At 68.9% G+C, this 25,522-nt stretch carries 25 protein-coding genes and 1 pseudogene; 17 read left to right on the forward strand and 9 right to left on the reverse strand.

The window, feature by feature from the left end:
• The first annotated feature begins 95 nt into the window (after positions 1-95).
• From C8D87_RS40610 to C8D87_RS40635, 6 genes are all read left to right on the forward strand, one after another.
• Positions 96-1,436, forward strand: a complete 1,341-nt coding sequence (locus C8D87_RS40610) for a glutamine synthetase family protein (RefSeq protein ID WP_112231556.1) — start codon at positions 96-98, stop codon at positions 1,434-1,436.
• Entirely contained in the window at positions 1,423-2,115 is a 693-nt protein-coding gene (locus C8D87_RS40615; protein WP_215732628.1) for a gamma-glutamyl-gamma-aminobutyrate hydrolase family protein, read from the forward strand. The genes C8D87_RS40610 and C8D87_RS40615 overlap by 14 nt, the downstream gene beginning before the upstream one ends.
• Positions 2,112-3,464, forward strand: a complete 1,353-nt coding sequence (locus tag C8D87_RS40620; RefSeq protein WP_109637789.1) for an aldehyde dehydrogenase family protein — start codon at positions 2,112-2,114, stop codon at positions 3,462-3,464. The genes C8D87_RS40615 and C8D87_RS40620 overlap by 4 nt, the downstream gene beginning before the upstream one ends.
• A gap of 14 nt (positions 3,465-3,478) precedes the next feature.
• Positions 3,479-4,246 carry a 3-oxoacyl-ACP reductase gene (locus C8D87_RS40625; protein WP_109637790.1) on the forward strand — a complete coding sequence of 256 codons (768 nt, stop codon included), beginning with the start codon at positions 3,479-3,481 and terminating at the stop codon, positions 4,244-4,246.
• Complete coding sequence (locus C8D87_RS40630) at positions 4,246-4,941, forward strand: FadR/GntR family transcriptional regulator (protein ID WP_112231558.1); 696 nt, start codon at positions 4,246-4,248, stop codon at positions 4,939-4,941. Before C8D87_RS40625 ends, C8D87_RS40630 begins: the two co-directional genes overlap by 1 nt.
• Before the next feature lie 185 nt (positions 4,942-5,126).
• Entirely contained in the window at positions 5,127-6,776 is a 1,650-nt protein-coding gene (locus C8D87_RS40635; RefSeq protein ID WP_109637978.1) for an AMP-binding protein, read from the forward strand.
• 137 nt (positions 6,777-6,913) lie between these two features.
• Here C8D87_RS40635 and C8D87_RS45470 read toward each other — a convergent pair whose 3' ends face one another.
• A complete protein-coding gene (locus C8D87_RS45470) occupies positions 6,914-7,504 on the reverse strand; it encodes a hypothetical protein (RefSeq protein WP_146772024.1) in 591 nt (196 codons plus the stop codon).
• The gene (locus tag C8D87_RS40645) at positions 7,501-7,815 is read right to left on the reverse strand and encodes a hypothetical protein (protein ID WP_109637793.1); all 315 of its coding nucleotides are present in this window, start codon (positions 7,813-7,815) and stop codon (positions 7,501-7,503) included. Before C8D87_RS40645 ends, C8D87_RS45470 begins: the two co-directional genes overlap by 4 nt.
• Before the next feature lie 357 nt (positions 7,816-8,172).
• On the opposite strand from C8D87_RS40645, the pseudogene C8D87_RS40650 reads away from it, so the two are divergent.
• From C8D87_RS40650 to C8D87_RS40695, 10 genes and pseudogenes are all read left to right on the forward strand, one after another.
• Positions 8,173-8,505: pseudogene (locus C8D87_RS40650) on the forward strand (GNAT family N-acetyltransferase); the annotation flags it as partial.
• A 75-nt stretch (positions 8,506-8,580) separates the two neighbouring features.
• Positions 8,581-10,587 carry a threonine--tRNA ligase gene (gene thrS / locus C8D87_RS40655; protein ID WP_109637795.1) on the forward strand — a complete coding sequence of 669 codons (2,007 nt, stop codon included), beginning with the start codon at positions 8,581-8,583 and terminating at the stop codon, positions 10,585-10,587.
• Positions 10,584-11,132, forward strand: coding sequence for an HIT family protein (locus tag C8D87_RS40660; protein ID WP_109637796.1), 549 nt, complete (start codon positions 10,584-10,586; stop codon positions 11,130-11,132). The genes thrS and C8D87_RS40660 overlap by 4 nt, the downstream gene beginning before the upstream one ends.
• A gap of 48 nt (positions 11,133-11,180) precedes the next feature.
• Entirely contained in the window at positions 11,181-11,360 is a 180-nt protein-coding gene (locus tag C8D87_RS40665; RefSeq protein ID WP_109637797.1) for a hypothetical protein, read from the forward strand.
• Positions 11,361-11,654: 294 nt separating this feature from the next.
• On the forward strand, positions 11,655-12,494 hold the full coding sequence (locus C8D87_RS40670; protein ID WP_109637798.1) for a helix-turn-helix domain-containing protein: 840 nt from the start codon (positions 11,655-11,657) through the stop codon (positions 12,492-12,494).
• Positions 12,495-12,651: 157 nt separating this feature from the next.
• Entirely contained in the window at positions 12,652-13,254 is a 603-nt protein-coding gene (pgsA, locus tag C8D87_RS40675) for a phosphatidylinositol phosphate synthase (RefSeq protein ID WP_109637799.1), read from the forward strand.
• Entirely contained in the window at positions 13,251-14,153 is a 903-nt protein-coding gene (locus C8D87_RS40680) for a phosphatidylinositol mannoside acyltransferase (protein WP_109637800.1), read from the forward strand. Before pgsA ends, C8D87_RS40680 begins: the two co-directional genes overlap by 4 nt.
• Positions 14,150-15,262 (forward strand): glycosyltransferase family 4 protein, encoded by a 1,113-nt coding sequence (locus tag C8D87_RS40685; protein WP_112231565.1) that lies wholly within the window; start codon positions 14,150-14,152, stop codon positions 15,260-15,262. The genes C8D87_RS40680 and C8D87_RS40685 overlap by 4 nt, the downstream gene beginning before the upstream one ends.
• Positions 15,259-16,209: an NUDIX hydrolase gene (locus tag C8D87_RS40690; protein ID WP_109637802.1), complete on the forward strand. Its 951-nt coding sequence runs from the start codon at positions 15,259-15,261 to the stop codon at positions 16,207-16,209. Before C8D87_RS40685 ends, C8D87_RS40690 begins: the two co-directional genes overlap by 4 nt.
• 122 nt (positions 16,210-16,331) lie before the next feature.
• Positions 16,332-16,754, forward strand: a complete 423-nt coding sequence (locus C8D87_RS40695) for a hypothetical protein (protein WP_109637803.1) — start codon at positions 16,332-16,334, stop codon at positions 16,752-16,754.
• Positions 16,755-16,784: 30 nt separating this feature from the next.
• Here C8D87_RS40695 and C8D87_RS40700 read toward each other — a convergent pair whose 3' ends face one another.
• Positions 16,785-18,863, reverse strand: a complete 2,079-nt coding sequence (locus C8D87_RS40700) for a tetratricopeptide repeat protein (protein ID WP_112231567.1) — start codon at positions 18,861-18,863, stop codon at positions 16,785-16,787.
• A gap of 59 nt (positions 18,864-18,922) precedes the next feature.
• Between C8D87_RS40700 and C8D87_RS40705 the strand changes: the two genes are divergently transcribed.
• Complete coding sequence (locus tag C8D87_RS40705; protein ID WP_112231569.1) at positions 18,923-19,414, forward strand: hypothetical protein; 492 nt, start codon at positions 18,923-18,925, stop codon at positions 19,412-19,414.
• A 46-nt stretch (positions 19,415-19,460) separates the two neighbouring features.
• Here the strand turns inward: C8D87_RS40705 and C8D87_RS40710 are convergent, their stop codons facing one another.
• The 6 genes from C8D87_RS40710 to C8D87_RS40735 all read right to left on the reverse strand — a co-directional run bounded on the left by C8D87_RS40710 (position 19,461) and on the right by C8D87_RS40735 (position 25,520).
• Positions 19,461-20,453, reverse strand: a complete 993-nt coding sequence (locus C8D87_RS40710) for a TIGR03842 family LLM class F420-dependent oxidoreductase (RefSeq protein WP_109637806.1) — start codon at positions 20,451-20,453, stop codon at positions 19,461-19,463.
• A gap of 11 nt (positions 20,454-20,464) precedes the next feature.
• Positions 20,465-21,850, reverse strand: coding sequence for a dihydropyrimidinase (gene hydA / locus C8D87_RS40715; protein ID WP_109637807.1), 1,386 nt, complete (start codon positions 21,848-21,850; stop codon positions 20,465-20,467).
• The gene (locus C8D87_RS40720; protein ID WP_109637808.1) at positions 21,847-22,689 is read right to left on the reverse strand and encodes a nitrilase-related carbon-nitrogen hydrolase; all 843 of its coding nucleotides are present in this window, start codon (positions 22,687-22,689) and stop codon (positions 21,847-21,849) included. Before C8D87_RS40720 ends, hydA begins: the two co-directional genes overlap by 4 nt.
• The gene (locus tag C8D87_RS40725) at positions 22,686-24,191 is read right to left on the reverse strand and encodes an NCS1 family nucleobase:cation symporter-1 (RefSeq protein ID WP_109637809.1); all 1,506 of its coding nucleotides are present in this window, start codon (positions 24,189-24,191) and stop codon (positions 22,686-22,688) included. Before C8D87_RS40725 ends, C8D87_RS40720 begins: the two co-directional genes overlap by 4 nt.
• Before the next feature lie 168 nt (positions 24,192-24,359).
• Positions 24,360-24,860: an RDD family protein gene (locus C8D87_RS40730; RefSeq protein WP_112231571.1), complete on the reverse strand. Its 501-nt coding sequence runs from the start codon at positions 24,858-24,860 to the stop codon at positions 24,360-24,362.
• Between the two features lie 51 nt (positions 24,861-24,911).
• On the reverse strand, positions 24,912-25,520 hold the full coding sequence (locus tag C8D87_RS40735; RefSeq protein WP_112231573.1) for a class I SAM-dependent methyltransferase: 609 nt from the start codon (positions 25,518-25,520) through the stop codon (positions 24,912-24,914).
• Between the last annotated feature and the right edge of the window lie 2 nt (positions 25,521-25,522).

Raw genomic sequence — 25,522 nt, forward strand, 5'->3', positions numbered from 1 at the left:
CCTTTAACCGGTGGTTGAGGGTGGCGCCCGTCACCCGCAAGTGTCAAGATGGTGCCGCCAATGGCTCGCAGACATACCTTTGGAGGAACGCTCAGATGCTGACCGTCGAGGAGTTGCGCGAGGCCGTGGACACCGGTGAGATCGACACCGTCCTGGTCGCGATCGTGGACATGCAGGGACGGCTGCAGGGCAAGCGGTGCGCGGCGCGGTACTTCCTCGACGAGGTCCTCGGGCACTCCGCGGAGGGCTGCAACTACCTGCTCGCCGTCGACGTCGAGATGAACCCGGTCAGCGGCTACGCGATGTCGAGCTGGGATCGCGGGTACGGCGACTTCGTGATGAAGCCGGACCTGGAGACGCTGCGCCGCGTGCCGTGGCAGGAGGGCACCGCGCTCGTCATGTGCGACGTCGTCTGGGAGAACGGCGACCCGGTCGTCGCCTCACCGCGGCAGATCCTGCGCAAGCAGCTCGACCGGCTGGCCGCGCTCGGGCTGGAGGCGTACGTCGGCACCGAGCTGGAGTTCATCGTCTTCGACGACACGTACGAGGCGGCCTTCAACGCCGGCTACCGCAACCTCACGCCGTCGAACCAGTACAACGTCGACTACTCGTTGCTCGGCACCGCGCGCGTCGAGCCGTTGCTGCGGGCCATTCGCAACGGCATGACGGGCGCCGGAATGGTGGTCGAGTCGGCCAAGGGGGAGTGCAACCCCGGTCAGCACGAGATCGCGTTCCGGTACACGACTGCGCTGCGGACGTGCGACCAGCACGTGATCTACAAGAACGGCGCCAAGGAGATCGCGTCGCAGCAGGGCAAGTCGCTCACGTTCATGGCGAAGTACAACGAGCGCGAGGGCAACTCCTGCCACATCCACCTGTCCCTGCGCTCCAAGGACGGCGACCCGGTCTTCGCCGAGGGTCACGGCATGTCCGAGATGATGAAGCACTTCCTCGCCGGGCAGCTGGCCGCGCTGCGGGAGTTCACCTACTTCCTCGCACCGAACATCAACTCCTACAAGCGCTTCGTGAAGGGCTCGTTCGCGCCGACCGCGGTGGCGTGGGGCCGGGACAACCGCACCTGCGCGCTGCGGGTCGTCGGCCACGGGCAGTCGCTCAGGTTCGAGAACCGGGTACCCGGTGGCGACGTGAACCCGTACCTGGCGGTCGCGGCGCTGATCGCGGCCGGCCTGCACGGGGTCGAGCGGAAACTGGAGCTGGAGGACGAGTTCGTCGGCAACGCCTACGCCTCGGACCGGCCGACGGTGCCGACGACGCTGCGTGAGGCCGCGGACCTGTTCGCCGCCAGCGAGATCGCGCGGGAGGCCTTCGGCAAGGAGGTCGTCGACCACTACCTGAACGCGGCGAAGGTCGAGCTGGACGCGTTCGAGGCGGCGATCACGGACTGGGAGAAGGTGCGCGGGTTTGAGCGCCTCTAAGCCGCTCATCGGCATCAGCACCTACCTGGAGCGCACGCGCTTCGGGTTCTGGGACGTGGAAGCCGCGGTGCTCTACCGCGGCTACCTCGACTGCGTGGTGCAGGCGGGCGGCAACCCCGTCATGCTGCCGCCGGTCGGCACCTGGACCGCCGAGACCATCGGCTTCCTGGACGGCCTGGTGATCGCGGGCGGCGCGGACATCGACCCCGCCACGTACGGTGCCGACCCGCACCCGATGACCGGCGAACCGCGCCCCGACCGCGACGCCACCGAGTTCGCGCTCGTCGAGGCCGCGCTGAAGCTCGACCTGCCGGTGCTCGGCGTGTGCCGGGGCATGCAGGTGCTCAACGTGGCGCTGGGCGGCACGCTGCACCAGCACATCGAGGGCCACAACGAGGCACCGGGCGTGTTCGGGCACACCGACATCACCGTCGTTCCGGGCACGCAGCTGCACGCGATCCTGGGCGACCACACCAACGTGCAGTGCCATCACCACCAGTCGCTGGACCGGATCGCCGACGGGCTGCGGGTCACCGCGCAGGCGCCCGACGGCACGGTCGAGGCGGTCGAGATGGAAGGCGCGCGGTTCGTCGTCGGCGTGCAGTCGCACCCCGAGCAGGACATCGAAGACCTGAGGCTGTTCGAAGCGCTTGTCGGCGTTGCAAGGAGAAAAGCGTGACCTTTGACGTCATCAACCCCGCCACGGAGAAGGTCGTGCGGTCCGTACCGCACACCTCTCTCGAAGAGACGGATGCCGCGATCGTCAAGGCGCACAAGGCGTTCGAGACCTGGCGAAACGTCGCGCCCGGTGATCGCGCGCGGCTGCTGCGCCGGTTCGCGGAGCTCGTCGACGCGCACAACGAGGAACTGGCGCGGCTGGAGGTCGAGAACTCCGGGCACACCATCGGCAACGCACGCTGGGAGGCCGGCAACGTCCGTGACGTGCTGCACTACTACGCGGCCGCACCGGAACGGTTGTTCGGCAAGCAGATCCCGGTCCCCGGTGGCCTGAACGTCACGTTCCACGAGCCCCTCGGCGTCGTCGGCGTGATCGTGCCGTGGAACTTCCCGATGCCGATCGCGGGCTGGGGGTTCGCGCCCGCGCTCGCGGCCGGCAACACCGTCGTGCTGAAGCCCGCCGAGCTCACCCCGCTGACCGCGATCCGGCTCGGCGAGCTGGCTCGCGAGGCAGGCCTCCCAGAGGACGTCTTCCAGGTGCTCCCGGGCAAGGGCTCGGTCGTCGGCAACCGGTTCGTCACGCATCCGCTGGTGCGCAAGGTCGTCTTCACCGGCTCGACCGGCGTCGGCAAGCAGATCATGGCCGGCTGCGCGGACCAGGTGAAGCGCGTGACGCTGGAGCTCGGCGGCAAGTCGGCCAACATCGTCTTCGCGGACTCCGACCTGGAGAAGGCGGCCGCGACCGCGCCCTACGGGGTCTTCGACAACGCCGGGCAGGACTGCTGCGCGCGGTCGCGGATCCTCGTGCAGGCCAGCGTCTACGACCGGTTCATGGAGCTGCTGGAGCCCGCGGTCAAGGGCGTGAAGGTCGGCGAGCCCGGCGACGACGCGACCGAGATGGGGCCGCTCATCAGCGCGTCGCACCTCGGGAAGGTGGCGTCTTACGTCCCAGACGACGCTCCGGTCGCGTTCCGCGGTTCAGCACCGGACGGACCGGGATTCTGGTTCCCGCCGACGGTCCTCACGCCCCCGGCGGACCACCCGGCCGTCCACGAGGAGATCTTCGGACCGGTCGTGGTCGTGCTGCCGTTCTCCGACGAGGCGGACGCGATCAGGATCGCGAACGACTCCGAGTACGGGCTGTCCGGTTCCATTTGGACGCAGGACGTCGGGCGGGCGATCCGGGTCTCGCGGGCCGTCGAGGCCGGGAACCTGTCTGTCAACTCGCATTCATCCGTCCGCTACTGGACACCGTTCGGCGGCGTGAAGCAGTCCGGGCTCGGCCGTGAGCTCGGACCGGACGCCTTGGACGCCTTCACCGAAGTCAAGAACGTCTTCATCGCTACCTGACAGGAGAACAAGAGATGGTGCAGCGACTCGAGGGCCGCGTGGCCGTCGTGACGGGTGGCGGCAGCGGCATCGGACTCGCGACCGTGCGCAGGTTTGCGAGCGAGGGCGCGAAGGTCGTCGTCGCCGATGTCGACCCGAACGCGGGCAAGGCGGCCGCGGACGAGGTCGGCGGGCTGTTCGTCCAGGTCGACGTGACCGACGAAGAGCAGGTCAAAGCGCTCTTCCAGACCACTGTGGACACTTACGGCAAGCTGGACATCGCGTTCAACAACGCCGGCATCTCGCCGCCCGACGACGACTCGATCCTGACGACGGGCATCGAGGCGTGGGAGCGCGTGCAGAAGGTGAACCTCACGTCAGTTTATTTGTGTTGCAAGTACGCCATCCCGCACATGCAGGCCAACGGCAAGGGTTCCATCATCAACACGGCGTCGTTCGTGGCGACGATGGGCGCGGCGACGTCGCAGATCTCCTACACGGCGTCGAAGGGTGGCGTGCTCGCGATGTCCCGCGAGCTCGGTGTGCAGTTCGCGCGCGAGGGCATCCGGGTCAACGCGCTTTCCCCCGGGCCGGTCAACACGCCGCTGTTGCAGGAACTGTTCGCGAAGGACCCGGAGCGGGCCGCGCGGCGCCTCGTCCACGTCCCGCTCGGCCGGTTCGCGGAACCTGAGGAAATCGCCGCCGCTGTCGCGTTCCTGGCGTCGGACGACTCCTCGTTCATGACGGCGTCGAACTTCCTGGTGGACGGCGGCATCGCCGGCGCGTACGTGACACCGCTCTAATGGAGCACGCGGAGGAGGCGTTGTTCCGCCCGGTCCGGGCGGGCAACGCTTTCGAAGAGACCGTCGAACGGCTCATGCAGGCCATCCGGCTCGGCGTCGTCGCGCCGGGTGAGCGGCTGCCGTCCGAACGGGAGCTGGCCACCCGGCTCGGCGTGAGCCGGGTGACCGTGCGTGAAGCGATCAGATCGTTGCAGGAGAACAACTACGTCGAGTCCCGCAGAGGACGGTACGGCGGCACGTTCGTCAACGACGTGATTCCGAAGTCCGCGCCCGGCAAGGAGCTCGGCGACATCCACGACGCGCTCACGCTGCGCAAGGTCCTGGAAACGGGCGCCGCCGAGGCCGCCGCGGGCCGTTCTCTGGGGTCCGCCGAACGCCGTGGGCTGCGAGTACGCCTGGAAGAGGCGTCCACCGCGACGCTCGCGGAGTACCGGCGCAAGGACTCGCGGCTGCACCTGGCGATCGCCGAGGCGACCGGGTCCGCGTCCCTCACCGCCGCGGTGGCGGAGTCCAGGATGCGCGTGAACGAGCTGCTCGACACCATTCCGCTGCTCGAGCCGAACCTCGCGCACTCCAACGCGCAGCACGAGCACATCATCGCCTCCATTTTGGACGGAGACCCGGCGGCGGCGCGGCAGGCGATGGCCGAGCACCTCGACGGAACCGCGTCTTTGCTGCGGGGGTTTTTGGTCTGACCGGTCAGACTCCCGCATCGGGAGCAGTCGACGGGCATTCGGGCGGGAACCGGGCAACGTGAAAACGTTTGCAGGTACAGTTGCCGGGTTGTCATGCGAATTCCGCATGGAACAACACTTGGCGTGGGGCTTGCGGACAGTTACCGTCCGAATACCTCGGGGACTTGCAGCGCGAGGAGCTGTTGATGCCAGGGTTGCGCAAGGTGTTTCGCGACGCCATGGGCCGGGTGCACTCACTCCGTGTCTTGTCCGCCGCGGGCATGGTGAGTCTCAAGAACTTCAGGATGTCCGTCCAGGCGCTGAAAGAGGTCAAGGTCTGGGGGCCGAACGTCACCGCCCTGCGTCGTTCCGTGCGGTTGAACCCTGACGGTGTCGCGGTCGTCGACGAACGCGGTTCGGTGACCTACCGGCAGCTCGACAGACGGTCCACCGCGATCGCGCAGGGCCTGCGCTCGCTGGGGGTGCAGCACACCCACATCGTCGCGCTGATGTGCCGCAACCACCGCGGAATGGTCGAGTCGTTGCTGGCGTGCGCGAAGCTCGGCGTCCGCGTGCTGCTGGTGAACACCGGCTTCGGCGCGCCCGTCGTTCTGGATCTCCTGCAACGTGAGCGCGCTTCCGTCGTCATCCACGACGAGGAGTTCACGCCGCTGTTCCACCAGCTGCCGCCGTCGATCCCGCGCTGGCTCGCGTGGTCGCGCGACGGGCTCGACCGTCGCACCCCGACACTCGACCAGCTGGTGGCCAAGGCGCCTCGCGGCGAGCTGGAACCGCCGCGCGAGCCAGGAGTCGTCATCCAGCTGACGTCCGGAACCACGGGCGTGCCGAAGGGAACGGCCCGCGAGATCAAGTCGGTGCTGACGGCGTCGGACTTCCTCGACCGCATCCCGATGCGCTCCGGCGAGTCGACGTTCATCGCCGCGCCGATCTTCCACTCGGTCGGCTACTCGCACCTGACGCTCGCCATGTCGCTGGGCTCGCGCGCGGTGCTGCAACGCCGGTTCGACCCGCGCAAGACGCTGTGGTCGGTGCAGGGACAGCGCTGCACGACGATCGTGCTGGTGCCGACGATGCTGCAGCGCATCATGGAGCTCGACCGGCACGTGATCGACTCGTTCGACCTCTCGCACCTGCGCGTCGTGTTCTGCTCGGGTTCCACGTTGTCGACGGACCTCGTGCACCGGACGCAGGCGGTGCTGGGCCCGGTGCTCTACAACCTCTACGGCAGCACGGAGGTCGCGGTCGCCACCGTGGCCACACCGGAAGACCTCGCGGCCGCACCGTCGAGCGTCGGCATGCCACCGCACAACTGCATCGTGCGGATCTACGACAAGGACGGGAACCGGATCACCCGCTCGTTCGTGACGGGCCGGGTCTTCGTGCGCGGCTCGCTGACCGTCGACGAGTACACGGACGGCTCGCAGAAGGAACGCATCGACGGCCTCGTCGCGACCGGCGACCTCGGCCACTTCGACCCGAGCGGACGGCTCTACTTCGACGGCCGCGAGGACGACATGATCGTGTCCGGCGGGGAGAACGTGTACCCGGTCGAGGTGGAGAACCTGCTGATGACGCACTACCGGGTGCGCGACGCGGCGGTGCTCGGCGTGCCGGATCCCGAGTACGGGCAACGGTTGCGCGCGTTCGTGGTTCCGGTGGCGGGGGCGCGGATCGACGTGCGGGAGCTGCGCGAGTTCGTGCGGACCCGGCTGGCGAGGCACAAGGTTCCGCGTGAGGTCGTGGTCGTGCCGAACCTGCCGCGCAACGCGACCGGGAAGGTGCTGCGGCGTCAGCTGCTGGCGATCCGGCTGGGGCCGCAACAGGCTTCGCAGTGACGGCTTGGGGCGGAACGCGCGGCACGGCAGAACGAGGGGGACTAATCCAGCCGTGACGCGCGTTCCTGGTTTTGGGGAGCGCACGACCCGCGTCGTCGGGGACTCGGGCAGAAACGCGGGTCGTGCGCTCGGTCGGGTTACCGCTCGCCGCGGTCGCCGCGGTCGCTGAACGGGCCGCGCTGCTCGAAGCGGTCACCCCGGTCACCGCGGTCGGGCCCGCGGTCGCCGCGCTCGTAGACGCGGACGTGGCCGGGTCCCCGGTGGTCGTCGAAGCGGTTGGCCGCGACCGCGCCCACGATGCCACCGCCGAGGACGAGGCCCAGCAGGCCCACGGCGACCAGCTGGGTGGCTCGGTGGCCGGCGAAACGCCGCACCCTGCCGGGACCCGCGGCTGGAGGGATCGGTGCCGCTGCCGGTGGCGCGGCGGGTGCCTCCGCGGCTGTCGCTGCGGGTGTGTCTGCGGGTGTCGCGCCGGCGGGTGCTCCGGCGGCAGCGGGCTGCTCGGCCGCTGACTGCGGTCCGGACGCGGCTGTCTGCGCATCGGCCGGTTGTGATCCGGGCACGGCCGGAAGCTCGGCGGTAGGCTGCTGCTGACCGGGCGTGGCCGGCGCGTCGGCCGGCAGCGGGGTCGTTGCCTGGTCCGGTGCGGGCCGGGCCGCCTGCGGTTCGTTCTGTGCCCTGTCCCGGGGCGGCTCCGGCGGTGGAGGCGCCTGTCCCTGCTCGCTCATGTCCTCAACGATGCGCCGTTCGGCTGAGCTGAGCCTGACAGCCACCTGTTCGTTTCCTGAAGTCCGGCGGTGTCGCGCGTGGAGTTCAGGATCGGGCGTGAGGCGGTGAAGATGTGCCGCTGGTCGGCGTAGGTCGCACCGAAGAGTTCGGGATCGAGGACGCCGGACCACACGAAGTGCAACGTCGTGCGCGTGCCGTCGCGGGCGTCGCGGCGCGCGTAGTGGTCACGGAGGTCGGCGTACAGCAGGCGCAGTTCGTCCCGGTTCGACTCGGTCAGGCGGACCGGGCATTCGACCACCAGGTCGTGCATGGCGTGCTCCTATCGGCGGGCGGGGCCGGGCACACAGACTGCTCTCCCCGTCCTGCGCGACGCATCCGAAAAACCACTCAGAACGGGCTGCGTATGAATCGCGAGCCGAACCACCCGGTCGAGCTAACTGACGCGGGCTCCGCGCGTCCGGTTCCAACGCCGCCGGAAACCGGTTGCGGTCACGGGGTTCGATAGAGCCATGGAACTCGTACCGCTCCGCAAGGAGTTCGCCCCGCAGATGCTCCTCGGAGGGCCGAACGAAGCCGAGGTCAGGAAGCTGACCGGGTCGCACGCCACGTTCACGCTGGAGGACTACGAGGCGTACATCGAGCGGACGCTGAACGACCCGAACCGCTACACCCGCGCTATCACGAGGACGGCAGGTTCCTCGGCGAGGTCGTGCTCACGATCAACCCGCACAACCGGTCGGCCGGCCTGCGGATCTTCCTGCAGGACGGGTTCGGCAAGGGCTACGGCACCGCCGCGATCAAGCACGTTCTCGGCTACGCGTTCGGCGAGCGGGACCTCCACCGGGTGGACCTGGAGGTGTACGAGTTCAACGACCGGGCGATCCACGTCTACAAGAAGTGCGGCTTCCGGGAAGAGGGGCGGCTGAGGGACGCGCTCCTCTGGGAAGGCGAGTTCTACGACGCGATCGTCATGTCCATCTTGAGCACCGATAACATCTGACCTGAAAACCCAAACTTCCAGCTAGGAGTCATCGTGTCCGAGTCGCGCCCAGCAGTCGCCCAGAACCCGCCGCGCGTGGTGGTTCCGGCTGGGACGACGGCGGGCACGGCCGTGCGCGAGGCCGGCCTCCCCGGCAAGGGCTCCGACGCGATCGTCGTCGTGAAGGACGCCGAGGGCCACCTGCGCGACCTGTCGTGGACCCCGCAGGTCGACGTCGAGGTCGAGGCCGTCGCCGCGGACACCGAGGACGGCCGCAGCGTCATCCGCCACTCCGCCGCGCACGTGCTGGCGCAGGCGGTGCAGCAGCAGTTCCCCGAGGCCAAGCTCGGCATCGGCCCGCCCGTGAAGGACGGCTTCTACTACGACTTCCAGGTCGACAAGCCCTTCACCCCCGAGGACCTGCAGGCGCTCGAGAAGCGCATGAAGCAGATCATCAAGTCCTCGCAGCGGTTCTCCCGCCGCGTCGTCGAGTCGGTCGACGCCGCGAAGGAGGAGCTCGCCAAGGAGCCGTTCAAGCTGGAGCTCGTCGACATCAAGAGCGACGTCGACACCAGCGAGGTCATGGAGGTCGGCGGCGGCGAGCTGACCATCTACGACAACCTCGACCCGCGCTCGGGCGAGCAGGTGTGGGGCGACCTGTGCCGCGGCCCGCACGTGCCGACCACCAAGCACATCCCGGCGTTCAAGCTGACCCGCGTGGCCGCCGCCTACTGGCGCGGCAACGAGAACAACCCGCAGCTGCAGCGCATCTACGGCACCGCGTGGGAGTCGCAGGAGGCGCAGGACGCGTACCTGGAGCGGCTGGCCGAGGCCGAGCGGCGCGACCACCGCAAGCTCGGTGTGGAGCTGGACCTGTTCAGCTTCCCCGACGAGATCGGCTCCGGCCTCGCGGTGTTCCACCCCAAGGGCGGCGTGATCCGCAAGGCCATGGAGGACTACTCCCGGCAGCGGCACGTCGAGGCGGGCTACGAGTTCGTCTACTCGCCGCACATCACCAAGGGCAACCTGTTCGAGGTCTCCGGCCACCTCGACTGGTACCGCGACGGCATGTACCCGGCGATGCACCTCGACGCCGAGCTGAACGAGGACGGCACGGTCCGCAAGCCCGGCCAGGACTACTACCTCAAGCCGATGAACTGCCCGTTCCACGACCTGATCTTCAAGTCGCGCGGCCGTTCGTACCGCGAGCTGCCGTTGCGCATGTTCGAGTTCGGCTCGGTGTACCGCTACGAGAAGTCCGGCGTGGTGCACGGTCTCACCCGAGTGCGCGGCATGACGCAGGACGACGCGCACATCTTCTGCACCCGCGACCAGATCCGCGACGAGCTGAAGTCGCTGCTGACGTTCGTGCTGGACCTGCTGCGCGACTACGGCCTGGACGACTTCTACCTGGAGCTCTCGACCAAGAACCCCGAGAAGTACGTGGGTGCGGACGAGATCTGGGAGGAGGCGACCGAGACGCTGGCGTCGGTGGCCCGCGAGTCCGGTCTGGAGCTCGTGCCGGATCCCGGCGGCGCCGCGTTCTACGGCCCGAAGATCTCGGTGCAGTGCCGTGACGCGCTCGGCCGCACCTGGCAGATGTCGACCATCCAGCTCGACTTCAACCTGCCGGAGCGGTTCGAGCTCGAGTACACCGGGCCGGACGGCGCGCGGGTGCGTCCGGTCATGATCCACCGCGCGCTGTTCGGTTCGGTGGAGCGGTTCTTCGGCGTGCTGACCGAGCACTACGCGGGCGCGTTCCCGGCGTGGCTCGCTCCGGTGCAGGTCATGGGCATCCCGGTGACCTCGGAGAACGCCGACCACCTGTTCGCGGTGCGCGACGTGCTCAAGCGCAAGGGCATCCGGGTCGAGGTCGACGCGTCCGACGACCGCATGCAGAAGAAGATCCGCAACCACACCATGCAGAAGGTGCCGTTCATGCTCCTGGCCGGCGCCAAGGACGTGGAGGCGAACGCGGTGTCGTTCCGGTTCCGCGACGGCACGCAGATCAACGGCGTTCCGGTCGAGCGCGCCGTCGAGCAGATCGTGGAGTGGGTGCAGCGCCGGGAGAACGCCTCGCCCACGGCGGAACTGCTCTCGTGACGCCTGAGTTTTCCGAACAGGACGGGGTGGGGGTCCCCGACGCTTTGCAGCGTTTGTGGACCCCGCACCGGATGTCCTATGTCCGCGGTGAGGGCAAGGCCGACGGTGACGAACCTTCCGGTTGCCCGTTCTGCCGAGTTGTCGAGTTGGACGACTCGGCGGGTCTGATCATCGCGCGCGGTGCCGAGGTCTTCGCTGTTTTGAACCTCTACCCGTACAACCCGGGGCATCTGATGGTGCTGCCGTATCGGCACGTGCCGGACTACGCGGATCTGACTCTCTCGGAGACGGCGGAGTTCGCCGCGTTCACGCAGAAGGCGATGCGGGTGGCGCGGCACGTGGCGGCGCCGCACGGGTTCAACATCGGCATGAACCAGGGTCTTGTCGCGGGCGCGGGGATCGCCGCTCATCTGCACCAGCACGTGGTGCCGCGGTGGGGCGGGGACGCGAACTTCATGCCGGTCATCGGGCACACGAAGGTGCTGCCGCAGCTGCTGGGGGAGACCCGCGAGCTGCTGGCGGAGGGTTGGAAGGCTGTCGACTGACGATCACTGCCTATTGACTTTCGATAGATGGTGAGTGATAGTCGATCTATGCCTCGACTGCTGCTGCCCTTGGTCGGTTGTGTTCTCGTCGTCGCTCTGGGCGTCGGCGCCATCATGTACGCCCACCACGACGACGCGCCCGGTCTCGGGCTCATCGGTTTCGTGCTGATCTTCGGTGCCATCGGATTCGGTGTGCGCGCGGTATTGCGCGGACGTAAGTCCGTCTGACTAAACGCGGCGTTTAGCGAACACGTGCTGTGATTGAAAGCCGTACCAATTCCTGGACAAAAGAGTGACAAAAACCACCCACGTTGTCCGGGCAGGACAATCAGGCGGGTTTCCAGCTCGCACGGAATAGCATCGTTGCAACTTTCGGGTGTTTCTCGTCAACCGGCCGAGACGAAATGCCAGCGCAAAGCGATTCCAGGTAGGTGAGATCACCCACCTGGAGGTGTCAAGGGTGAGTCAAGTCCCCGCCGATGGCCGATCGTCTGAGCGTGCACAGATGGTTACGGTGCGAACATGACCGCACCTGAGCGTTCGCGATTAGCAAGAGAACGGCTTTCGCGTGAGTTACGCCGGTTGCGCACCGAGGCGAAGATGACCGGCACGGCCACCGCCCGTGCCACCGGGATGAGCCAGTCCAAGCTGTCGAAGATCGAGAACGGCATGCTGCTCCCGTCCGTCACGGACGTGGAGCGTCTCGTCGCCGAGCTGGCCGCGACGAGGGAGACGCGCATCGAACTGGTCGAACTCGCCAGGTCGCTGCACGCGGAGGCGGAGACCCGCCGCGTCGTGCTGCACCGAGGGGCGCACCGCCACCAGCAGACGATCAGCCGCGTGGAGGCCCGCGCTGCGACATCGAGGTTCTTCCAGGTCAACCTGGTGCCCTCGTTGCTGCAGTCCGAGTCCTACCTGCGGATCGTGCTGGGGACGATGCCGCAGTCCGAACAGGAGGCCGCCGTAGCCGCGCTGCGCATCAGACGCTCGCGGATGGACGACCTCGCGAAGCAGTTCGTGTTCGTGCTGACCGAGAGCGCGCTGCGCTGGCGGATGGGCTCGGCGGAGCTGATGGCGGAACAGGTCGAGCACCTGGCCGCGATCCAGCGCCGCCCGAACGTCCGCCTCGGCGTCGTACCGTGGTCGGCCGACGCGAACGTGGTGGCACTGCACGGTTTCCAGATCTACGACGAGCGCGTCGTCACGGTCAGCGTGCTGACCGGCAACGCCACCATCACCGACCCGCTGGACGTGCGGGAGTACCTCGCGCTGTTCGGCAGGCTGGAGCGGCTGGCGGTGCGCGGGGAGGAGCTGCAGGCGTTGCTGAAGCGGATCGCGGAGGATCACCGCAGGCTCGGCTAGAGGGGGCGGGGGATTCTCTCGGGGGTCATCTTCAGGCGTGCGTGTGCTCGCCGTGGGCTCGTCCGGGCCGCGGCGATGGAAGCTGGAAGCCTCTTCGCGGGTGCCGCCTCACCCGCGAGCAGCGCGTTTCGGCAGTCCAGCTAGGCTGCGACACGCCATGCTGAACATCTTCGCTCGCGCGTCCGTCTCGCGCGTCACCGATCCGATCGGGGCGTGGCTGCTGGCGCGTGGCCTCACGCCCAACGTCGTCACCGTGACCGGCACGGTCGGCGCCGTCGCGAGCGCACTGTGGTTCATCCCCCGCGGGCAGCTGTTCCTCGGCTGCGCGCTGGTGACGTTCTTCGTGCTGCTCGACCTGATCGACGGCGCGATGGCCCGTGCCCAGGGGCCCACGAAATTCGGCGCCGTCCTCGACGCCACCTGCGACCGCATCGCCGACGGGGCCCTGTTCGCCGCGCTCACCTGGTACGCGTTCGCCAGTGGCAGCACCTGGACCGCCGCGGCCGGGTTCATCTGCCTGGTGGCCTCGCAGGTGATCTCCTACGTGAAGGCGCGCGCCGAGGCGTCCGGGCTCAGCGCCGACGGTGGCCTCGCCGAGCGCGCCGAGCGGTTCATCGTCGCCCTCGTCGGCGCCGGTGTGCAGGGGCTCGGCGTGCCGCACCTCATGGACATCTCGCTGTGGCTGCTCGCGGTCATGACGGTGGCCACCGTGATCCAGCGCGTCCTCGCCGTGGCGAAGTCGGCGCGGGAGGCGGCGTGAACCTCGCGACGCTCGGATACACCGCCGGGTGGCGGCTCATCCGCCTGTTGCCGCAGTCGTGGGCCCGCGCGCTGTTCCGGCTCGGCGCGGACTACGCGGCCAAGCGCGGCGGTGCGAGCGTCGAGCAGCTGCGCACGAACCTGCGCAGGGTCGTGCCGCAGGCGGGCGAGGACGAGCTGGACGACCTGGTGCGCGACTCGCTCCGGTCGTACGCGCGGTACTGGTGCGAGGCGTTCCGCCTGCCGTCGATGGACCTGCGCGCCGTCTACGAGAAGTGCGACTCGCAGGTGTCCGGCCAGGAGAACCTCGACGCGGCCCTGAAAGAGGGCACCGGCGCGGTCGTGGCCCTCCCGCACAGCGGCAACTGGGACATGGCCGGCGTGTGGCTCGTTGGCCACTCCGGCACGTTCACGACGGTCGCCGAGCGGCTGAAGCCCGAGTCGCTGTACCGCAAGTTCGTGGAGTTCCGCGAAACCCTCGGCTTTGAAGTGCTGCCGCTCAACGGCGGCGACCGTCCACCCGCGACGGTGCTGGCCGAACGGCTGCGCGCCAACAAGGTCGTCTGCCTGCTCGCCGACCGCGACCTGACCTCGACCGGCGTCCCCGTCACGTTCTTCGGCGAGCAGACCCTGATGCCCGCCGGTCCGGCGCACCTGGCCATGACGACGGGGGCCGCGCTGCTCCCGGTCGGCTGCTGGTTCACCCAGGACGGCTGGCACTTCCGCATCCACCCGCCGATCAAGGTCAGCACCGTCGCGGCCGCGACGCAGGCCATCGCGGACGTGTTCGCCGCCGACATCGCAGCGCACCCCGCGGACTGGCACATGCTGCAACAGCTCTGGCTCGCCGACCTGCCGGAAAGCCGCCGTGCCGCCCTCTCCAGGAGGCTCTCGCGGTGAAGGTGGGGATCGTCTGCCCGTACTCCTTCGACGTGCCAGGGGGAGTGCAGGCCCACGTCGTCGACCTCGCGCGCGCCCTGATCTCGCTCGGGCACACGGTCGACGTGCTGGCGTCCGCGGACGACGACCAGTCGCTGCCGGAGTTCGTCACCTCGGCCGGCCGTGCGGTCGGCATCCCGTACAACGGTTCCGTCGCCCGGCTTTCCTTCGGGCCGGTCTCGTACGCGCGGGTGCGCCGCTGGATCGACGAGCACTCGTTCGACGTCCTGCACCTGCACGAGCCCACCGCGCCGTCGCTGTCGTTCCTGGCGCTGATGGTCGCCGACGGCCCGATCGTCGCCACGTTCCACACCTCGACCCCGCGTTCCAAGATGCTCTCGGCGTTCCAGGGCGTGCTGCAGCCGTTCCTGGAGAAGGTCACCGCCCGCATCGCCGTGTCCGCGCTGGCCCGCCGCGTCCAGGTCGAGCACCTCGGCGGCGACGCCGTGGAGATCCCCAACGGCGTCGACGTCGACTTCTTCGCCTCGGCGTCCACTTTGGACGGCTATCCGCGTCCCGGCGGCACGATCGGCTTCGTGGGCCGCTACGACGAGCCGCGCAAGGGTATGCCGATCCTGTGGGAGGCGTTCGGCCTCATCGCCGACGAGTTCCCGGACCTGCGGCTGCTGGTCGTGGGCCGCGGCGAGACGTCGTTCGACGGGCCGTACGCCGACCGGGTCGACCTGCTCGGCCAGGTCGACGACGCCGAGAAGGCCAGGATGCTGCGCAGCTGCGAGGTCTACGTGGCGCCGAACACCGGCGGCGAGTCCTTCGGCATCATCCTGACCGAGGCCATGGCCGCGGGCACCGCCGTGGTGGCGAGCGATCTCGACGCGTTCCGCCGCGTGCTGGACGACGGCAAGGCCGGGGTGCTGTTCCCGGTCGGCGACGCGGCCGGCCTGGCGGACGCGCTCCGTTCCGTGCTGCGCGACTCCGCTCTGCGCGCCGAGTACGTCGACCTCGCCTCGCAGCGCGTGCAGGCCTTCGACTGGTCCGTCGTCGCGAGCCAGGTCCTGCGCGTCTACGAGACGGCCATCGCCGCCGACCCGCGCCGGGTGGGCGAGGCATGACCACCGCGCTGGTCGTCGTCCTCGTCTCGCTGCTGCTGGCCGCCTGGATCATCTCCATCGCCAACCGCCTGGACCGCCTGCACGTTCGCACCGACGCCGCCTGGGCCGCCCTGGACGCCGCCCTGGCCCGCCGCGCCGTCGTGACGCGCGCTCTGCTCGACCCGGCGTTGTCGGCGGCGGCCTCCCGTGCCGAGTCGGCGTCACGAGCCGACCGCGAGCTGGCCGAGAACGAGCTCTCCGGTCTGCTGGGCGCCCTGGACCGCTCGGCGCTCGCTCCCGCGCTGGCGTTCGAGCTCGCCGACGCCGAGGAACGCGTCGTGCTGGCCCGCCGCGTCCACAACGACGCCGTCCGCGACACGCTCCTGCAGCGCCGCCGCCGCATCGTCCGCTGGCTGCGCTTGTCCGGCACCGCGCCGCAGCCGTCGTACTTCGAGATCGCCGAACCCGCAGCGCCCTCCGACGCCGTGATGCTCACGCCCCGGCCGTCCGCGCGTGTGGTGCTGACGGACCCGTCGGGTCGCGTGCTGCTGTTCCAGGGCTTCGACCCGGCGCGCCCCCAGGAACTCTTCTGGTTCACCGTCGGCGGCGGCGTGGAGGACGGCGAGGAGCTGCGCGACGCGGCCCTCCGCGAGGCCTTCGAGGAGACGGGCCTCAAGCTCTCGCCGGAGACGTTGATCGGACCGGTGTGGCGCCGCCGCGCGGTGTTCAGCTTCGACGGCGAGACGTTCGACGCGGAGGAGTGGTTCTTCCACGCCCGCGTCGACGGTGATCCGGCCATCGACACCTCGGGCTTCAACGACCTCGAGGAGAGCACCATCTCCGGCCACCGGTGGTGGAGCGCCGAGGAGCTGGAGTCCACTGAGGACACCGTGTACCCGGTGCAGCTGGCCGAGCTCCTGCCTGCGTTGACCGCTGACTGGGATGGCCAGACCCGGACGGTCCGCTGATCTCCTGTCGCTTGTGGACAGTGCAGATGATCACGATTCGAACCGAGCTGTTGGATCTTGGTCGAGCACGGTGCATGATCCCTTCGGTCACCCAAATGGGTGACACTCGGAAGGAGTAACACGTGCGTTTGTTCACGAAGGCCCTGGCACTGCTGGCGACGGTCGTCGCCCTGGTCGGGATCGGCACCTCGCCCGCGCTCGCCGCCACGAGCTACAGCGTCACCGAGTCCAACGACGTCGGTACGCAGCACGCGCGCGCCTGGGGATCGATCAACTGGACGGGCGCGCGCAGCTTCAACATCGGCACGGCCTACCTGCGGGACCTCGCGTGCGACAACCAGCCGGTGTTCTGGTACATCGACGTCGACAACCGCTGGACCGGCACTGAGCGCTTCTGGCACGGCGGCTGCAACACGCAGACGTCCTGGTCGAACGTCGGCGCGAGCGACACGTTCAACATCAGGGTGATCGTGATCTACGTCTGCCGCGACACGCTCTTCCCGGAGTGCGACGCCAAGTCCTACCGCAACCCGAACGTGGCGTGACGAGGTCGTGAGCCGGGCCTTGTCCCCGGGTCACCGCACGGCCTGTTGCCGCCAGAAGGCGAGTCCCTCCAGGGTGGCCTGCACGTCCGGATGGCCGGGGCCGAGCACTCGCAGGCGATCGGCCAGCAGCTGCTCGAACTCCCTCGCCGCACGTGCCGGATCGCCGAGGTGACCCACGCAGTCGAGGAGAACGGACCGGGTCGACAGCGTTTTGGGGTGGTCGGCACCGAGCACGCGCGTCGAGTCGGTGAGCAGTTGCCGCAGTTCGGCGTGGCCACCGGCCACGTCGCCGGACTCCGCGCGTTCACACGCCAGGTTGTGCCTGGTGGCGAGGGTCTGCGGGTGATCAGGTCCGTAGACCCGGAGCTGGTCGGTGAGCAGCCGTTCGAACTCCGCCAGCTGGCTGCCGGGGGTGGCCTGGCCGCGGAGGTTCGTGAGGTCGTGCTGGACGGCCAGCGTGTCGGGGTCGTCGGGCCCGAACAGCTCGACGTGGGTGGCGAGAAGCTGTTCGAGCTCGGCGATGGCACCGGTCAGGTCACCGGTCTCGGCGAGCAGGCCCGCGCGATCGTGGCGTGCCCGCATCACATCGGCGAACATCTCGGCGCGATCTGATCGGCGCACCCGTGTCGCGGCGGCGAAGAACCGGTCGTAGTCGGCGAAGGCGCCGGCCGTGTCACCGGATCGGCCGCGCCACCTGGCGAGGCTGCTGAGCTGGATCAGCGTGAAGTAGTTGTACGGGCCGAGGCTCTGGACGCTCGAGTGGTACAGCCGCTCGAAGTGGTCCCTGGCCTCGGCCACGAGTCCGCACAGGCCGAGGCTGCTGCCCAGCTTGAACGGCAGCAGATGGGTGTCGCGTCCCTCCAGGTGTGTGCCACCCGCTGCCACCAGAGCCGTGCCGTTGGCGCGGATCACCTGCCCGCGTTCGTCCATGCTTTCCAAGGCCGGCCAGGCGTCCACGAGGGCGTCGGCGGCGGCCCGCACAGACCTCTTCTCCTGCTTGACGTTCCACGTGTCGCGCGTGGCCTGCTGCACCAGGGCGTGGATCCGGGCCTCGCCGCCGTCCAGGGTGACCAGGCTCAGCCGGTGCAGGCCGGCGAGCACGTCCCGCACGCCGGCCTCGTCGAGCCGGTACCCGGTGCGCGAGGTGAGGTACTCCCGCACGGACGGTCCGGTGAGCACGTCGAGCGGAATGCCGTTGGGGCTCAGGACACTCGCGATGTCGAGCAGCAGCGCTGCCACCTTGCGCGGCCTCAGCGTCTCCGCCTGCTCCATCGACAACGACCAGGTGGCCGCGATGGTGGCCAGGTGTTCGTCCGCGGCGTTCCCGCGGCGGAGCTTCCCCAGCCGGGCAACGTAGTCCGCGCACGACAGATGCGCGTCGACCATGTACGCACCCGCCTGGGCCAGTGCCAGCGGCAAGCTTCCCAACGCGCGCACCACTTCGGCCGCGCCGTGGAGCAACATGGGCTGACCGCCGAGCACGGCCTGCAGATAGGTCAGTCCCTCGTGCTCGCTGAAGACACCCACGTCGACGACCTGCCGCCCGTCTCCCAGCAGGGCCGCGTCCCGGCGCCGGGTCGTGACCAGCACCAGCCCGTTCCCCGGCGGCCACAGCCCGGCGAGATCGGCGGGATCCTGGAGGTCGTCGAGCACGACGAGCCACGGCTCCTCGGTGCGCGCCAGCCACTCCAGCAGCCTGCGCGCGCCCTTCTCCGGTCCGAGGTCGTCGCGCCCGGTGAGCTCGGCCGCCGCCTCGGCGTACGCGGACACGACGGCTTCCCTCGTGCCCGCGGTGACCCAGACCAGCAGGTTCACCTCGCGCCCTGACCACATCCGCTGGGCGAGGTCGGCTGCCAGCTGGGTTTTGCCGACGCCGCCCATGCCGGACAGGACCGTGGTCCGCGACGGGGTCAGGCCGGGCCTTGCCTGGAAGGACGCCGCGCGCTGTGGCACCACACCGATCTGGAGCGGCAACTCCGCGGGAGGCCGCGTGGCCGAGTGCTGGTGCAGGGTGAAGTCGCCGGCGATGTAGCCGATCTGCACGTTGTCACCGAGCACGTCGCCGTGGACGGTGTTCTGCACGGACAGCGGCTCGACCTCGTCAGGCATCAGATCATTCTGGCCGAGTCCGGTCGAACGTGTCCTCCGAATCGGAGGAGGGCACTGGCGTGGCTGACCGGGGGAAGGAGCACTGGTGGCCGATGAGGAACCTCGTCGCCGCTGTCGTGGCGCTGGGCCTGCTCGTCGGCGGGTGCGTCCCGCAGGCGCCGTACGACCCCATCGCGGTGCGCCTCACCGAATCCGGGCAGGTGGAGATCGTCTACACGAGCTGTCAGCCGCTGCCGGTGGTTACCGCGGAGGTCGTGGCCCCGGGGGAGCAGATCTTCGACGACGGTGACCCGCGGCTGTGGCAGGTGGACTTCTCGCCACCCGCGGACCTCAAGCAGTTCGTCGTCGGTGAAACACCGTCCGGCGCGGTGGACCGGGTTCCGTTCCAGCAGCCGCAGCCGGGCCGGATCCTCGTCGCGCGCATCGTGCTGCACGGTGACCTGGCCCTGTACCACGACTTCACGCTGGACGATCTGTCCGGCGGGAAGGTGACGTACCGGCAGAAGAACATGGCGCCGGAGGACTTCCGCCGCGAGACCTCGTGCGGCTGAGCCGGTGGGGGAGGGCACGCGTGGTTCGCCCGCCCTCCCCGATCTGCTACACGGCTGGGATGATCGCGGAGCCGTAGGCGTCGCGGGTCTTGTCCTTCTCGTCGTGCATCAGGTAGAGCGCGAAGTTGTCGACGCCGATCTCCTTCAGCTCCTGCAGCCGCTCGATGTGCGCGGACTCGGGACCGACCAGGCAGAACCGGTCCACGATCGCGTCCGGCACGAAGTCGGTCGAGCGGTTGCCCGCCTTGCCGTGGTGGGAGTAGTCGTAGCCCTCGCGGTCCTTGATGTAGTCGGTGAGGGCCGTGGGGACGACGCCGGAGTCGCCGTACCGCGCGACGAGGTCCGCCACGTGGTTGCCGACCATGCCGCCGAACCAGCGCAACTGATCCCGCTGATGGGGGAGATCAGTTCCGACGTAGGCGGGTGCGGCCACGCACATCGTGATGGACGACGGATCCCGGCCCGCGGCGGTGGCAGCCTCCCGGACGGAACCGATGGTCCAGCGGGCGATGTCCGGGTCGGCGGTCTGCAGGATGAAGCCGTCGGCCTGCTCGCCGACCATCTTCAGCGCCTTCGGACCGTAGGCGGCCATCCAGATCTCGAGCTTTCCGTCGCGCACCCACGGGATCCGCACCGGCGTGCCGTGATGCTCGACCTCGCGGCCCTCGGCCAGTTCCTTGATCACGTGCATCGCGGTGCCCAGCGTCGACAGGGACGCGGGTTTCTGGCCGATCACGCGGCGGGCCGAGTCGCCCCGGCCGATGCCGCAGACCGTGCGGTTGCCGAACATGTCGTTGAGAGTGGCGAACAGCGACGCCGTCACCGACCAGTCCCGAGTGGACGGATTGGTGACCATGGGGCCGATGATCAGGTCACGGGTGGCAGCGAGCACCTGGGAGTAGATGACGAACGGCTCCTGCCACAGCACGCAGGAGTCGAACGTCCAGCCGTAGCGGAAGCCGCAGTCCTCGGCGGCGCGGAGGCCGTCCACCACGTCCCGCGCCGGCGGGTCGGTCTGCAGCACGATGCCGAAGTCCACGATGATCCTTCCTAGACCAGGTACTGGTTGAGGTCGCGGGACACGAAGCGGCCGTGGCCCGTCGAGCCGTGGTAGGCACCGTCCGCGATCACCTTGCGGCCGCGCGAGAACACGGTGTCGACCTTGCCCGTCACCTCGAAACCCTCGTAGGCCGAGTAGTCCACGGCCATGTGGTGGGTCTCCGACGAGATGGTCTGCGTCGCCGCCGGGTCGTAGATCACGACGTCGGCGTCGGCACCCGGAGCGATCACGCCCTTGCGCGGGTACATGCCGAACATGCGTGCCGGGGTGGTCGAGGCGATCTCCACCCAGCGCTCGCGGGTGATCTCGCCCTTCACCACGCCCTGGTGCAGCAGGTCGACGCGGTGCTCGACGCCCGGCATGCCGTTGGGGATCTTGGAGAAGTCGCCGAGGCCCAGCTGCTTCTGGTCCTTGAAGCAGAACGGGCAGTGGTCGGTGCTGACCACCGAGAGGTCGTTCGTCCGCAGGCCCCGCCACAGCGACGACTGGTGTTCCTTGGGGCGCAACGGAGGCGACGCCACGTACTTCGCACCCTCGAAGCCCGGCCTGGCGAGGTCCTCCAGTGACAGGTAGAGGTACTGCGGGCACGTCTCGGCGAACACGTTCTGGCCCGTGTCCCGTGCGGCCGTCACCGCGTCAAGCGCCTGCGCGGCGGACAGGTGCACGATGTACAACGGAGAACCGGTCACCTTGGCCAGCTGGATGGCGCGGGACGTGGCCTCGCCCTCCAGCTCCGGCGGGCGGGTCAGGCCGTGCTGGACCGGATCGCCCAGGCCGTTGGCCAGCGCCTGCGCGACGAGCTGGTCGATCGCGATGCCGTTCTCCGCGTGCATCATGATCGTGGCGCCGGTCTCGCGGGCCTTCTGCATGGCGCGCAGGATCTCGCCGTCCGTGGCGTAGAAGACGCCGGGGTAGGCCATGAACATCTTGAAGCTGTTCACGCCGGCCGCGATGCAGGACTCCATCTCCTTCAGCGACTCGTCGGTCACGTCGGAGATGATCATGTGGAAGCCGTAGTCGATGGCGCAGTTGCCGTCGGCCTTGCTGTGCCACTTGTCCAGAGTGGACAGCAGGGAGCTGCCCTTGGGCTGCACGGCGAAGTCGACGATCGTGGTGGTCCCGCCCCACGCCGCCGCGGTCGTGCCGGTCTCGAAGGTGTCCGCGGACTGCGTGCCGCCGAACGGCATCTCCATGTGGGTGTGCACGTCGATGCCGCCGGGGATGACGTACTTCCCCGCCGCGTCGACGACCTCGTCGGCCTGCACCTCGAAGCCCGGCGTCACCAGGGCGGCGATGTGCTCGCCGTCGATCAGCACGTCGGCGGCGTGCGAGCCGGTCGCGTTGATGACCAGGCCGTTGCGGATCAGTGTGCTCACGGCGTCACCAGACCCTCGTAGGTGTCGGGGCGGCGGTCGCGGTAGAACGCCCAGGTGTCGCGGACCTGGGTCAGCAGGTCCATGTCGAGGTCGCGCACCACGAGCTCTTCCTCGGTGTCGGACGCCGCGTCACCGACCAGCTGGCCGCGCGGGCTGACGAAGTACGTCTGCCCGTAGAACTCGTTGTCGCCCAACGGTTCCACGCCAACGCGGTTGATCGCGCCGACGAAGTACTCGTTCGCGACGGCCGCGGCGGGCTGCTCCAGCCGCCACAGGTACTCGCTCAGCGACCGCGAGGTCGCCGACGGGTTGAACACGATCTTCGCCCCGGCCAGGCCGAGCGCGCGCCAGCCCTCCGGGAAGTGGCGCTCGTAGCAGATGTACACGCCGATCCGGCCGACCGCGGTGTCGAACACGGGGTAACCGAGGTTGCCCGGCTTGAAGTAGAACTTCTCCCAGAACCCCTTGACCTGCGGGATGTGGTTCTTGCGGTACTTGCCGAGGTACGTGCCGTCCGCGTCGATCACAGCCGCGGTGTTGTAGTAGACGCCCGGCTGCTCCTGCTCGTACATCGGCACGATCAGCACGATGTTGTTCTGCGCGGCTACTTCCTTCATCAGCTCCGTCGTGGGGCCGTCCGGAATGCCCTCGGTGTAGGAGTAGAAGTCCGCGTCCTGCACCTGGCAGAAGTAGGGGCCGTAGAAGAGCTCCTGGAGACACAACACCTGCGCGCCCTGAGAAGCGGCGCTGCGGATGTGCTCGACCGCGTTCGCGATCATCGACTCCTTGTCGCCCGTCCACTTCTGCTGGACGAGCGCCGCTCGGATGATGTTGCTCACCTGGTCTTCTCCTTTGCGGTGTTCTCCTTGAGAGCAAGGAAAACCAGGAGGCCGGCGACGAAACCGACCACCCAGTTGTAGTCGTAGAGCGGCTTGAGGAACGGAATCAGCCCGTCGGCGGGGAAGGGTCCGCCGTAGGCACCACCGACCGCGAGCACGCTGCCCACGAGCGTCGCCGCGACAGCGCGCCAGTTCCAGCCGCCGCTGAACCAGTAGCGCCCGCGTTCCAGATAGAGGTCCGCCAGCTCCAGCCGGGTGCGCGACCTCACCCAGTACCCGGCGACGAGAACGCCCGCCACGGCGGCGAGCACACCGCCGTAGAAGCCGAGCCAGGCGAAGATGTAGACCCGAGGGTCGGAGATCAGCCGCCACGGCATGATCGCGATGCCCAGCACGCCGGTGATCAGTCCGCCGACCCGGAAGCTGATGAGCTTCGGCACGGCATTGGAGAAGTCGTAGGACGGGCTCACGACGTTCGCCGCGAGGTTGGTCGAGATGGTGGCGAGGATGACCATCACCAGTCCGATGATCACCGCGACGGGGTTGTCGAACTTGGCCGTCAGCGCGACCGGGTCCCAGATCGCCTCCCCGTACACCACGATCGTGCCCGACGTGGTGATCACCGACAGCAGCGCGATGAACGACATCGTGGTCGGCAGCCCCAGGATCTGTCCCCAGGCCTGCTTGCGCTGGTCGCCGCCGAACCGCGTGAAGTCCGGCATGTTCAGCGACAGCGTCGCCCAGAAGGCGATCATGCCCATCAACGAGGGCGCGAACACCTTCCAGAAGTCGACGCCCCAGCCCAGCTTCGACGGCTCCGAGAAGATCGGGCCGAAGCCGCCGGCCCGCGTCAGGACCCACGCGGCCAGCGCGACCAGGCCGACGGCCACCAGCGGAGCCGCCCAGTTCTCCAGCACGCGCACCGCTTCCATGCCGCGCCAGATGATCACCATCTGCAGCGCCCAGAACGCGAGGAAGCTCAGCCACAGCGTCCACGGCTGCCCCAGCACCTGCGGAGCCGCGCTCCACCCCGTCCCCGCGAGCTTCCCGACGATGATGTGGATGGCCTGTCCGCCCACCCACGTCTGGATGCCGAACCAGCCGCACGCGATGAACGCCCTCAGCAACGCCGCGAGGTTGGCCCCGCGAATGCCGTAGAACGCCCGCGCGAACACGGGGAAGGGGATGCCGTACTTGGTACCGGCGTGGCTGTTCAGCAACATCGGCACCAGCACGATGATGTTGCCGAGGGTGATGGTGAGGAAGGCCTGCAGCCAGTTCATCCCGATCGCGACGAGCCCGGCGGCGAGCAGGTAGCTGGGGATGTTGGTGGCCATGCCCATCCACAGCGCGAAGAAGTTGTAGGTCGTCCACGTCCGCTGCTTGATCGGCACGGGCGCGAGCTCGGGGTTGAAGAACCTGCTGTCCTCGATGGGACGCACGTCGCTCAGTTCGACGCGGCCATCAGGTGTGACCTGGGGCGGTGAGGACTCGACTGTCATCGTTCAACCCCCTGTTACGCTGCTGAAACAACGCCAACGCGGTCGGTTTCCATCCCGGAATCCTGGGTGCGCTGCCGCAGGACTGGCAGTGTCAGAGTGTCCACGCTTGTCATGATCGGCGCACAGTGTGTTCCGATTCGGTGCGGGAGAGATGCGCCGCGGCGCGGGTCACCGGTGCGATGCCACGCGGATGACCGCCGTGCCCGCCTTGCGGTCGTGCCACGTCCGGGTCCCGCGCAGATCCAGCGACTCCACCGCGGACAGCACGAGCAGCACGAGCCCTCCCACCAGTAGAAGCGGGGCGAGCCACCCCGCAGACCCCGTGCCGACGCGCTCGCCGATGACGACCCACGGCTGTTGCCAGCCGAGGCCCGCCATCAGCGCCGGCTCCCGCCAGCCCAGACCGGTCAGCACGAGCACCACACCCCCGCCTGGGAGGGCGGTCGTGATGAGCGTGCGGGCCAGCACCCGTCTGAGGCTGAGGCCGGACGCGGGGCCCACCACCCGCAGACCTGTCAGGACCTTGCCGAGGGTGTTCCAGCGCAGCAGCAGAGCGTCGTACGCGGCTGCGCCGAGCACCACCAGCACGGGTTCGTGGGCCAACGGCCACGCCACGACCAGCACCAGGAGCCAGTCGAGCAGACGGGCGAGCAGCCGACGAACGAGCATGATTCACGCTATGCGGCAGAAGTCGGTCATAAGTGGCCAGTTCATGGCCAGTTAACGCACGAACTCAGCCACCCACCTGGGGTGATCGCGCCTGATCGAGCGCGCGGTCAGGCCGTCGCAGGCGAACGCCTCGATCTCCGACGGCGTGAGCGGCCAGGGCGGGCCGTCCGGGGCGGGGCCCTCGTCTCGCGCCACGGCGAGCACCAGCAGCGTCGACCCGGTCAGCCAGGCCACGCGTTCGATCGCCCGGGCGTGCAGGTCGACGGGAAGGGCCTGCACGGTCATGTTCTCCACGACCAGGTCGAACGCGTGGTGCCACTCGGCGGGCGGGTCGAGCAGGTCGGCGACGACGTACTCCACCTTCGACTCCGGGTAGCGCGCCCGGACGGTGGCGATGCCGGTGGGGGAGATGTCGAACGCGACCACGTCGTAGCCGAGGGACGCGAGGAACTCCGCGTCGCGGCCGTAACCGCAGCCCACGACCAGGGCGCGCCGACCGGCGCCGTCGGTACCGGAAGCCCACTCGACGAGGTGCGGTTGCGGATGGGGCTGGTCCCACGGGACGGAGGCCTTTCCGGCCTCGGCCTCCGCGTAGAGGTCTTCGAACCAGCCGGTCGGGTTGGCGGTCTGGAGTCGGCGGGCATCGTCATCAGCGGACATAC

Origin of the sequence: Lentzea atacamensis, from assembly GCF_003269295.1 — a bacterium.
Taxonomy (GTDB): Bacteria; Actinomycetota; Actinomycetes; order Mycobacteriales; family Pseudonocardiaceae; genus Lentzea; species Lentzea atacamensis.